The sequence below is a fragment of the Methanolobus vulcani genome (assembly GCF_900100715.1).
Lineage (GTDB): Archaea > Halobacteriota > Methanosarcinia > Methanosarcinales > Methanosarcinaceae > Methanolobus > Methanolobus vulcani.
On the sequence record NZ_FNCA01000005.1, the window covers coordinates 226528 to 237475 of the forward strand.

12 protein-coding genes are annotated in these 10948 nt (G+C 41.7%); all 12 read right to left on the bottom strand.

Features of this window, described 5'->3' with window-relative positions; genetic code table 11:
* Positions 1 to 32: 32 nt before the first annotated feature.
* Positions 33 to 1808, bottom strand: coding sequence for a translation initiation factor IF-2 (gene infB, locus BLP52_RS09220; RefSeq protein ID WP_091710187.1), 1776 nt, complete (start codon positions 1806 to 1808; stop codon positions 33 to 35).
* 101 nt (positions 1809 to 1909) lie between these two features.
* Positions 1910 to 2359: a nucleoside-diphosphate kinase gene (gene ndk, locus BLP52_RS09225; protein ID WP_091710188.1), complete on the bottom strand. Its 450-nt coding sequence runs from the start codon at positions 2357 to 2359 to the stop codon at positions 1910 to 1912.
* A 13-nt stretch (positions 2360 to 2372) separates the two neighbouring features.
* A complete protein-coding gene (locus BLP52_RS09230) occupies positions 2373 to 2561 on the bottom strand; it encodes a 50S ribosomal protein L24e (protein ID WP_091710189.1) in 189 nt (62 codons plus the stop codon).
* A 10-nt stretch (positions 2562 to 2571) separates the two neighbouring features.
* The gene (locus BLP52_RS09235) at positions 2572 to 2787 is read right to left on the bottom strand and encodes a 30S ribosomal protein S28e (RefSeq protein ID WP_091710190.1); all 216 of its coding nucleotides are present in this window, start codon (positions 2785 to 2787) and stop codon (positions 2572 to 2574) included.
* A 22-nt stretch (positions 2788 to 2809) separates the two neighbouring features.
* Complete coding sequence (rpl7ae, locus tag BLP52_RS09240; RefSeq protein ID WP_091710214.1) at positions 2810 to 3166, bottom strand: 50S ribosomal protein L7Ae; 357 nt, start codon at positions 3164 to 3166, stop codon at positions 2810 to 2812.
* A 336-nt stretch (positions 3167 to 3502) separates the two neighbouring features.
* A complete protein-coding gene (locus BLP52_RS09245; protein WP_091710191.1) occupies positions 3503 to 4360 on the bottom strand; it encodes a hypothetical protein in 858 nt (285 codons plus the stop codon).
* 68 nt (positions 4361 to 4428) lie between these two features.
* Complete coding sequence (locus BLP52_RS09250) at positions 4429 to 5652, bottom strand: SufB/SufD family protein (RefSeq protein ID WP_091710192.1); 1224 nt, start codon at positions 5650 to 5652, stop codon at positions 4429 to 4431.
* Complete coding sequence (locus BLP52_RS09255; protein WP_091710193.1) at positions 5631 to 6377, bottom strand: ABC transporter ATP-binding protein; 747 nt, start codon at positions 6375 to 6377, stop codon at positions 5631 to 5633. Before BLP52_RS09255 ends, BLP52_RS09250 begins: the two co-directional genes overlap by 22 nt.
* 196 nt (positions 6378 to 6573) lie before the next feature.
* The gene (locus BLP52_RS09260; RefSeq protein WP_091710194.1) at positions 6574 to 6798 is read right to left on the bottom strand and encodes an Sso10a family chromatin protein; all 225 of its coding nucleotides are present in this window, start codon (positions 6796 to 6798) and stop codon (positions 6574 to 6576) included.
* A 141-nt stretch (positions 6799 to 6939) separates the two neighbouring features.
* Positions 6940 to 7536 carry an archaeosortase B gene (gene artB / locus BLP52_RS09265; protein WP_091710195.1) on the bottom strand — a complete coding sequence of 199 codons (597 nt, stop codon included), beginning with the start codon at positions 7534 to 7536 and terminating at the stop codon, positions 6940 to 6942.
* A 38-nt stretch (positions 7537 to 7574) separates the two neighbouring features.
* Complete coding sequence (locus BLP52_RS09270; RefSeq protein WP_154717832.1) at positions 7575 to 9119, bottom strand: DUF7507 domain-containing protein; 1545 nt, start codon at positions 9117 to 9119, stop codon at positions 7575 to 7577.
* A gap of 250 nt (positions 9120 to 9369) precedes the next feature.
* A partial coding sequence (locus tag BLP52_RS09275) for a DUF11 domain-containing protein (RefSeq protein ID WP_238380773.1) occupies positions 9370 to 10948 on the bottom strand: 1579 nt, incomplete at its 5' end.

Here is a 10948-nt window from a genome sequence, read left to right on the forward strand (position 1 = left end):
TCTTTCTAAATGAATTGTGCATCCCATCTTTTTTACTTTGCCCAGAAAGGATTGCCCCTTCTTTTTATTGCAAGGAATGCATCAAGTGCTTCTAATTCATCTGCCGTCATTGAGTCGTAAATTTCATGTTCCATTTTCTTTGCGTGTCTTTCAGGGACGTTCACAAAGAGTGTATCCTCTTCCTTGATCTGCCTGCCGACCGTCGGTCCTTCAATGGCCATTGCAACTTCCATGCCAATTTTTGCTTCGGAGACATTTTCCCCGCGCACCTGAAGGCCTTTTACCTTACCAACAACTTCTCCTTCTGTGTTGGTAATATCTACACCGGTCCTTACAACACCGCCAATGATCTTAACACCTACAACAGCAGGTTTGCTCTGGCGGAATGTACAGTCAGGCATGATATAGAATCTTCCGGGTTTTGTGATAGTATCGGATATCTCTTTCTCAGCCAGTTCCTTCTGTTTCTTTACCCAGTCCTTGTAATCATCTATTAAACGATATATGACATCGTTCAAGAAAAGTTTTACTTCTGTGGACTGGAGTTTCTCCTTTGCATCAGGAAGGATCTTCACATTGAACCCTACGATCACTGAGAAGAACGGATCCTCAATTGCAGTTACTTCAACGATGTCCCTGTTACTGACATCGCCTACATCTGCCTTTCTTATTGGAATCTTCTCTTTCTTCAGCTCATTCACAAGTGCTTCAAGGGAACCGATGGTATCTGCTTTGATAGTAACACCTATAGTATCAGTATCTATCTGGACATCTTCGATCTCGCTCTTGATCTCTTCTGTGATAGCATCAATGGTATCCGGACTTACAACCCTCACTGGAGAACCTGCAAGAGAACCCTCAAGGTTAGGCGCGGATATCTTGACACCAACTGCTGCTGTGACTTCAGAGACCTGCTGGAACTTTTCCTCGGCCTTGATCTCAGAGAGAGGACGCGGTTTGAGTAAAGCCCTTATCTTTGTCTGAATAGGATTACCCAGACTTCCAACAACAATAGTATCGCCTTTTTTGATAGTACCATCATAAAGAATTATGTCAAGAGTGGTTCCAAGGCCCTTTTCTTCCTTCACCTCAAGGACAGTACCTATTCCCGGAGCTTTTGCATCATAATGCAGGTTACCCTCAAGGAATCTCTGGGCAAGTCCGAGAAGTATCATAAGCACATCAGGAATACCTTCGCCTGTTGCTGCACTTATTGGGATAACACCGATATTGCGCTGGAAATCATTTACCCTGTCATACCTCTCAGAGTTAAAACCGATATTGTAAAGCTCTCCGATAACTTCATAGAGCTTGTTATCAAGATCGGACTTTACACGTTCACTCTGCTTATTATAAGTAGCAAGGAATGGAAGGTTCTTATTGGCTTCCCAGCCGTGAATCCTGTCTATCTTATTTGCAACAACCACAAAAGGAGTCTTGAACCTTTTAAGAATGTGGAGACTCTCTATTGTCTGTGGCATGAAGCCTTCATTGACATCAACAATAACAATAGCAAGATCTGCAAGAGCACCACCTCTGCTTCTTAGAGATGTGAATGCATGATGCCCGGGAGTGTCAATGAAAAGAAGACCCGGTACTATGAACTTGTCTTTTAGTGAAGGATCACCACATTTGTTTACAATATTCTCTATGGGAACCTCAGTTGCACCTATATGCTGGGTAATAGCACCTGCTTCCCCATCAGCAACAGCGCTTCCCCTGATCCTGTCAAGTAAGGTTGTCTTGCCGTGATCGACATGTCCCATTACAGAAACTATTGGTGTACGTAGATTTTCATTTACAGCCATGTGCAAACCCCTTCAAAGATTATCCGGATAGTTGGAAATGAATTTAAGGAAAGAATATTTCAGGATATTTGCAACAAGCAAACATCCTAACCCTAACCTTTTTACTCGTAGAGACAGACCTCATCGATCTTGGTATAATCAACTATCTCTGAATCCTTGAAGTGGATAGCTATCTCACGCTTTGCGGATTCTGTTGAATCTGATGCATGAACGACATTTCTGCCGGTCTCAACTGCGAAGTCTCCCCTGATAGTACCAGGAAGTGCTTCAACAGGATTTGTTGCACCATTCACTGCACGCATGATTGCAATAGCATTCTTACCTTCAACAACCAGTGAGACAGATGGTCCTGATGTTACATACTCTATAAGTGAAGCAAAGAAAGGTCTTTCAACATGTTCCTTGTAGTGCTCCTTTGCACTTTCTTCACTCATTACACCAAGTCTCATGGCTGCGATCTTAAGACCACGTTTCTCAATTCTTGAAATGATCTCGCCCATAAGTCCGCGCTGTACTGCGTCCGGTTTGATCATAATGTATGTCTGTTCCATTTAGAACACCCGATTATGCTTTCTTCAAGTATACTCTGCCCTGTTCGGTCCAGACGGTACGTCTTGGTAATCTTCCAAGCTCGAAGTTGCTTTCGCATTTGGATGAGCAGAAATAATATATTGAGCCATCCTTCTTTACAAAAAGCTTACCTGTACCTGGTTCAAGAAGTTCACCGCAAAATGAACATTTTCTCTGTTCCATATCAGTCACCTCATCTGGTAGTCAGTTTCTTGGCTTCTCTGGAAGTCTCGATCAACATAAAGATGTCACCGATTCTTACAGGACCAACGCAATTACGGGTGATTATACGGCCCTTGTCGCGTCCTTCAAGTACGCGGCACTGGATCTGGCTGGCTTCACCATGCATACCGGTATTACCGATAACATCGATGACTTCAGCCGCATAGCCTGTATCTTCGTCTGCCATAACGATACCTCACGTATCAGGATTATTTAAGCGCACTTACTTTCTGTGCAACGTCTTCAACAATTTCGTTACCCTTGCCAGCGTCTACAATAGCGACTGCGGAGCAAGCAACACCGATTCCACAGGCTGCACCGAGCTCTTTCTGCTCCTTAACATAGATGTATGCAGTGTTCTTCTCTTCACAGAGAGGTGCAATGTGTGCAATGACTTCTGCAGGGTCGACATCCTCTGCAATTACTGCGAGCTTTGTGATGCCTCTCTCAATAGCTTTTGTCACTTCATTGATTCCTTTCTTTAATTTGCCTGTGTCTCTTGCAAGTTCTACACTCTCGAGTGCCTTGTTAGCGAGTTCTTCTGGAACGTCAAATTTTGCTGCCATATTATTTTCTCCTTCGAAACCATGCTGTATACTCATGGTTTTTCATTATTCATTGTGTGCCGTAAATACGGCTAATTTGGCCAATTACGATTGTAACAATGTTAATCAATAAGTTAACTGACACAAAGTTATATGCCAAAGTAATGGCTGTGAATTACTGCATTCCTATTTGTAATTCAAATTATAGAATTCACAGAATGAGCAATTGGAGTCATTAAATAACCTGTTCAGGTATAAACCTTGTGGCAGAAATTACTAAAAAAAGAAAGGTCTGATCAGAGAAGATAATATTTATCTTCACTGACCGAGAGGACTCAATCCTATTAATTGAACGCATTAATAATATTGTTCCATTGAGAGATTATAGAAATTGGAAGCATTGGTTGTAACAACCACCTTTGCTATTCTGCCGTCATCTACAATATCCACATTATACATCATATTTCTTTCACTACCATTGTTCTTAAAAGATGTAATGGTATCAAGAGTTGTATCAAGTGGATTGAGGAATAACTCTGTCTTGGAATAATTGCCGTCTCCCATATTCTTGAAATCTAAATAATGTTGTTCTGCAAGAGGGTCTGTTGATGTCACTGCCTGGTATTCAGCGTCCATATCAGCATAACTGAGTATCTCGGTAAAATCGCTGGAAGCGGGAGCATTACCTGACTTTACATCAATAACCTTTTCAAGGGAGTTCATACCTCCGAGAAGAGTAGGAGTTCCTATTATATTGTACAGCCCTAAAGAAGGTCTGGAAAGCAATGAGTAGCCATTATAGGTACCTGCAACACTATAATTGAACTTGATGACTTCCGGATTCATCAGATGTGCCTGGAATCTAAAGCCGGAAGTAGAGTTATAAGCAAAAAAGCTTTTGTATACCAGTGTATTATAGAAATAATACAGATCACTTACATTGTAATCCTGAAGTGGCGTACCATATGTCCTGGAATAATCAACATAGACTGCAGTTGATACCCCCTCTGGACTAAAAGCAAGCCCGTCCGAAATGGAGTTCATATTGGCACCAAAATGCGTACCACTAATAACTTCAAATCCGGGTGCATTTTGAGTATCTGTAATATTTGCCGTTGAATCGTTGGAATTACCCATCAGGCTTACAACGAAGTATGAAAAAACTGACATAACCATTAAAAGAGCCAGAAATATTGCTGCGTATTTTTGATTCATTCATTCTCCTCAAACAATTGATTAACTGGATAAAAATAAACGTAAATATAAAATAAAAAAGGATAAGATCAGATAGCATTTTCTCCGATCTTTGCGATAGTTGCATCAATATCGGCTTTGAGTTCATCAGGAATGCCCTGGATACCAACATCCAGGAAACCTCTGACGATCATACCTACTGCATCCTCTTCTGTAAGGCCTCTTGCCATCAGATACTCGATCTGTTCCCGTGCAATCCTTCCTACAGCGGCCTCGTGTGACAGTTCGATATCCTCAACATTTGCCTCAAGTATAGGAATTGCTCTCTGCATTCCGCCACCAAGAACAAGTCCGTGGCATTCCAGATGACCTTTTGCATTGTTTGCATTACCGATCATCTCACCACGGGCAATAGCTTTACCGCCTGTGGTAATTGTTCTTGAGATAAGCTCGGCCTTTGTGTCCTCTGCATTGAATACTACTTTGCTTCCAAGGTCCAGTTCTGACCCGGGATGTGCAACAGCAATTGTATTCAGTCTTGCAAAGGCACCCTTGCCATCAAGAATTACTGTAGGATATGCCTGAACAGATTTTACAGGTTTCAGGGTTACATAATTGCTGATGTATGTTCCGCCTTCTTCAACATGAACAACGGTTCTTGGCCTGACACCTATCTCTTCACCCCAATTGTGAATCATAGTGAAATTAAGAGTAGCTCCCTTTTTCACATACATTTCTGATATTCCAAGATGAAGACCTTTCTCAATGCCATGCTTTGTAGAGCATCCGGTAATAACATCAAGCTCTGCTCCCTCCTCCACAATTACAATGTTGTGAACGGTCTGGGATACTTGTTTGGAACCGATAAGCAGACATGTCTGCACAGGCATCTTTGATTTCTTACCTGCGGGTGCTCTGATGAAATAGCCATTTGCATCCTGAAGATAACTCATTGCAGTGTACTTATCCTTATCAGGCTCTACAAGTTTCCATGAATAATCTTTTACCCAATCATGGACCTTCATGGCATCCCTGAGGGACATCAGTTCCACCACATCATCGTCACGCAGTGACGAATGTGTCACAGCATTGTTGAGCATCAGGAAGCTGCCGGACCTGTTATCCTCGGAAGGTGTGAATCCGACATTCAGAAGTGTCCTCTGATCTTCTTCACTCAGCTCTTCGAGATCATCAGCTCTTTCTTCCTCTTCGGATGCAAGCCCATATTCATTAAGGTCAAAATCCTCACCGTATGCTGCATTCTTCTTGAGAGCGGCTTCTGCCTTCTTTCTCATATCTTCATCAGCTTGCATTTGATACACTCCTCATATCCCTGTTCCTTTATTTCAGTGAGCATTTCGCGTGGGTTTCCTGAACACATGACTGTTCCGTTGCACAGGATATAACCCCTGTCAGCTTCGATATAATCGAGCACCTGACCAGTATGTGTGATCACAAGTGCGGATTTTCCGTGTTTACACCTGTCACCGGCACATTTGCAGTCTTTCTGAAGAAGGCCATTGATAGTTTTTCCAAGTTGTTCGATACTTACAAGATCCACACCAGACTCTGGCTCATCAAGCAATAAGAAATCAGGGTTCTGTGCAGAAAGCTGGAGAAGCTCAGATCTTTTGATCTCTCCTCCTGAGAATCCTACATTGACATCCCTGTCATAGAAACGAACCATATCAATGGTCTCAGCAAGAGCTTCAGTGTCCTTCATATCTTTGGAAATTACATTTAAAAGATCGTAAAGTTTAACTCCGCTCATATTAGGAGGTCTCTGTGTCATGATACCCATGCCCATCTGCGCTCTTTCATAGACCGACATGTGGGTGATATCCTCTCCTTTGAAGATTATTTCTCCTTCTACGACATTATAACCACTGAATCCCATCAGTGTCATGAGTAGCGCGGATTTTCCTGCTCCGTTTGGCCCGAAAAGAACGTTAGTGTAACCGGCTTCAACATTAAGGTCAACGCCTTTCAATATCCTTCGGCCGCCGATTTCAACTGTTAGATTATTGATCTCCAGCATTAATATGGCCTCCTTTTTTATGGCAATATATCCATGAAAGCTGCTTTCATGGGAATCCTGCTTTACTATAAGGGTTATCGGTTAAAAACCTATTGAAATTTAAGAAAATAACACCCTGAAATATTGGAATAATTCGATGCCAAGCCAGAGATATATTTATGATAGTTGCCTGCAGGAATATTCAACTTTGATAAATTCATAAACCTAGCTCCTTGGCAATTTCCTGAAATTCCTTGCCTTTATCCGTCGTGACATACATATTGCCTTTATGTTCAATGAGACCATTTTCCTGTAAAAGAGAAAGGTATCTATTCACAACTTCGAAATTCAGATTTGCACGGTACACTATATGTGTTTTTTTTGCCCCCTCTAACGCAGCCCTTAATATTTCAACACTTATGGCTGTTTTGCTTCTTCTTATAGTATCACACCCAAATGTAAATAATTACAAATAAGAACTTTTTTCCGTGTTTCTATAATCGTTTTGTAGAATGACTTATCCATTTCTGACCAATTGGTTATACCACGGATCATATCACCTCTTTGTTTCTTTCCGAGCCCTTTATCGAACACTCGGATTCTTTACAACCTTTTCAATCCACAGCAGCATAAACATCACTATAAGAAAGATAAACGTTATCTGCCAGAGATAATAGTGAACATAACTGAACATTGAAGGATATATAATCCCCACAAAAGATAGGAATATCAGTCTCACCATGTTCACACCTAGCATTGCAGGTATTCCCAGAGCTAAGCCCAGTAGTTTCTTCTTAAGTGTTGTGGGATAGGCAAGTATACAGCCTGCATAAACCAGTAGTTCATACATTCCCGTACATTCATCTATAATCATTACAGAAAACCCGTCCATGTAAACAGACTGACCATAAGAAGAGCTTTCAATACCCAAAAATGACATTAGAACTGAAAGAGCATCAGCAGTCAGTAAGTTCAGAAAAGCAAATTTTTCCTGAAAGGTTATGTATACAAGAGTGAAAAGTGCTATATAGAACAAATAAGGTCCAATAAATCTGAGAACTTTTTCGTTCCTTTTCAGAAAGACTTTAAATTGACTCTTGTTACCAACATCACCAGTCTTTCCACTATCTATTGATCTGGATTTCCTGGTACCTTTTGGTTTTCTGTTTTGTTTTACCATAGCCCCTCCTAAAAACAAAAAAGAAAAAGAAAGTGGAGTTAGTCACGACGTCTTAGTGTGAAAACTCCAAGGACTCCAAGTATACCTATCATGGTAAGGATACCTACAGGTGTCAGTACAGGTACAACAGGCTGACAATGGAAGTGACTCGGATCCTCATCCGTTACTACGGTTCCGGTGTCATCTTCTCCGGTCACGTCAGCAATGTTCTCATACTGCGTAACACATTCCTCAAGAGTATCCGTAACAACATAGGTCCATGTTTCACCTATATCAAGTACATTATCGTTGTTAATGCTCTTGGAAACTATCTTGGCATCTCCAATAACCCCAATCATGTCATCTTCAACAACAATATCATAGAGTGGAACATTACCGGTGTTGGTTACGAAGTATTCCCATGTTATTGTATCACCTACTTCGATCTGTGGACCTGGTGCGTAATCTGCATCATAACCATTGGTATGTTTCTCAATATCAATATCCGGTTCGCACCTTACAATGTAGTGACTTGGATCACTGTCCGTTACAGGGATACCAAGCCAGTCTGCATTCACAGTACCTTCATTTTCATACTGACCACATTCTGCAGTTCCTTCTGCTTCATATGTCCATACTTCTCCAACATCAAGTACGTCATCAGTGTTCATGCTCTTTGAAATGACATTGGATACTGTTCCAAGCATGTCATCTGTGAGGACTACATTCTCAAGTGGTACATCTCCTACATTAGTAACAACGTAGGTCCATGTAACATCATCACCAACACCGAGTTCAGGACCGGTAGGAGTATCTGCATCTACACCATTGGTTGCCTTTTCAAGGTCGATGTCCGGGTTAGGTATAGTGAAGTATATGCGTGCCTGATCCTCACCAGGAATATCAAGATTACCTCCGGCAAGTGCTCTGACTTCGAAACTTTCACCTGGAGCCAAATTGAACTGGTCTTTAAGGCCTGTTATTGAAATCTCATATACTGCAACTCCACTTTGACTGTTAGCGGCCACCACATTTGATTCAGAGAAGCCCGGGAATGATCCGCTAAGAGGAGAAACTGTCCAGTCATTTGCAGAAACTGTAATAAGTACACTCTTTGAGTTCTGAGTGATAGTGATGCTGAACTGTTCGCCTGGACCTATTCCATTTATTTGTTTCCCGGTCACAGGACCTAGAGTATCACCATTCTCTATTACAGAAGAGATGCTTCCATCACCATCTAGATCTCCTGGCAGGCCATATACTGTAGCCATACCATATAGTACATCACCTACAGGGTCATAATGGGCATATAATCCATTAAGATCATATCCACTTTCAAAAGGACCAACTGTAGCCATATTCTCACTGTAATTTGTGCCTGAATCCCTCATAGGATCATTATCATACCAATTTCCATTCTGGAATACAACCATTTTATCTCCAAATGGACCAACTGCGCTGTATCCGCTACCTTCAACCTGGCCATATGCCCAGTTATTATCCCACTCCCCAGCTCCACGCTGCCCATCCACGGTTATTGCCATGGCACTTGGGACAGAGAACAAAACAATCAATACTCCCAGCATTACATGTAATCTGTTCATTACTTTTACGCCCCCTTTATTATAAGGATATATGCTCAATAATGATTTAGTCACCACAATATATAGGGATGCAGCAAACAAAGTTTAGTACCTATCCTAAGTAAATAGATTAAGAAGAATTGCTTTTTTTTAGTGATAAGATATAAAAACCTGACTGAACTACCTAATAAAAATTACAATACATATTAATAATAAATTTTACTGTTAATCAAGTGTAAAATAAGAATATGTTTTAAGAAAAATGGAGGGATTACTCCCTCCTTCTAAGATAAAATATTCCCACAAGTCCCAGAGATGCAACGAATATCAGCATTCCTACCGGACTCAGCAATGGAACCACTGGCTGGCAGTAATAATGGGCTACATCCTTATCCGTAACCTCTTCACCTTCTGCCTCTCCGGTTACCGTTGCAGTGTTCTTATATTGTGGAACACATTCCTTTACACTGTCGTTTAGTTCATAGGTCCAGACCTCACCTGGATCCAGAATGTCATCATTGTTGATGCTCTTTGAAATTATGGCAGAATCCGGGATAATTCCAAGCTTATCATCATCAACAACTATGTTCTCCAGAGGAATGTTGCCGGTGTTCTCAACAACAAAGGTCCAGATGATCTCATCGCCTACTGAAAGCAGAACTCCGGGCGGCTGGTCGGCATCCTCACCATTGATGTATTTCTCAATATCAATGTCAGGTTCACAGATCACATTATAGTGACTTGGATCGGAATCAGTTACAGGAATGGATCCATAGTAGCCTATGACATCTCCGATATTAGCGTACTGACCACATTCTGCACTACCTGTTGCCTGATAGGTCCAGACTTCACCCGGCAGAAGTGTGTCGTCACCATTTCCTTTGTCCACTATATTAGTGATAGTACCAAGCTGATTGTCGTTGACAGTCACATTGGTCAGATAGACATTACCTGTATTTCTGACAACATATTCCCAGGTAACATTTGAACCATAGACCAATACAGGTCCTGGTGCTGTATCAGCATCAACACCATTTGTTGACTTCTCGATATCAATGTTTGGTGCACAAACCACATTATAATGACTTGGGTCTTCATCGCTCACTGTGATCTCATTGTAATCACCCGTTACCGTACCAATGTTGGCATAATCACCGCATGATGCACTACCTGTTGCTTCTAGTGTCCAGACCTCACCAACAGAAAGAACGTCGTCGCCATCGCCCTGGTCTATGATAGTGGTAATAGAACCAAGAATGTTGTCACTTACCTGAATATTGCTAAGATTAACATTACCGGTGTTAGTAACAACATAGGTCCAGGTAACAGCATCACCAACGTCCAGTGATGGACCTGGTGCAGTATCAGCATCTTCTCCATTGGTAGCCTTCTCAATATCAATGTCGGGACATTCACCGAAGTAGTGACTGAGATCACTATCATTCACAGTTGTGGAACCGTAATCACCCGTTACACTACCTTCGTTCTCGTACTGACCACACGATGCAGTACCTGTTGCTTCTAGTGTCCAAACTTCACCAACAGAAAGAACGGCATCGCCATCACCATGATCGATGATGTTGGTAATAGAACCAAGCATATCGTCACTTACCTGAATATTGCTAAGATTAACATTACCTGTGTTTGTAACAACATAGGTCCAGGTAACAGCAGCTCCTTCCATTACTCCAGGTCCAGGTGCAGTATCAGCATCTTCTCCATTGGTAGCCTTCTCAATGTCAATGTCAGGACATTCTCCGAAGTAATGGCTGAGATCACTGTCATTCACTGTAACGTCGTTGTAATCGCCTGTAACACTACCTTCGTTCTCGTACTGACCACACGATGCA

Coding starts and splice junctions, on each gene's coding strand:
- infB (WP_091710187.1), bottom strand. CDS start 1,808: ATGGCTGTAAATGAAAATCTACGTACACCAATAGTTTCTGTAATGGGA.
- ndk (WP_091710188.1), bottom strand. CDS start 2,359: ATGGAACAGACATACATTATGATCAAACCGGACGCAGTACAGCGCGGA.
- BLP52_RS09230 (WP_091710189.1), bottom strand. CDS start 2,561: ATGGAACAGAGAAAATGTTCATTTTGCGGTGAACTTCTTGAACCAGGT.
- BLP52_RS09235 (WP_091710190.1), bottom strand. CDS start 2,787: ATGGCAGACGAAGATACAGGCTATGCGGCTGAAGTCATCGATGTTATC.
- rpl7ae (WP_091710214.1), bottom strand. CDS start 3,166: ATGGCAGCAAAATTTGACGTTCCAGAAGAACTCGCTAACAAGGCACTC.
- BLP52_RS09245 (WP_091710191.1), bottom strand. CDS start 4,360: ATGAATCAAAAATACGCAGCAATATTTCTGGCTCTTTTAATGGTTATG.
- BLP52_RS09250 (WP_091710192.1), bottom strand. CDS start 5,652: ATGCAAGCTGATGAAGATATGAGAAAGAAGGCAGAAGCCGCTCTCAAG.
- BLP52_RS09255 (WP_091710193.1), bottom strand. CDS start 6,377: ATGCTGGAGATCAATAATCTAACAGTTGAAATCGGCGGCCGAAGGATA.
- artB (WP_091710195.1), bottom strand. CDS start 7,536: ATGGTAAAACAAAACAGAAAACCAAAAGGTACCAGGAAATCCAGATCA.
- BLP52_RS09270 (WP_154717832.1), bottom strand. CDS start 9,119: ATGAACAGATTACATGTAATGCTGGGAGTATTGATTGTTTTGTTCTCT.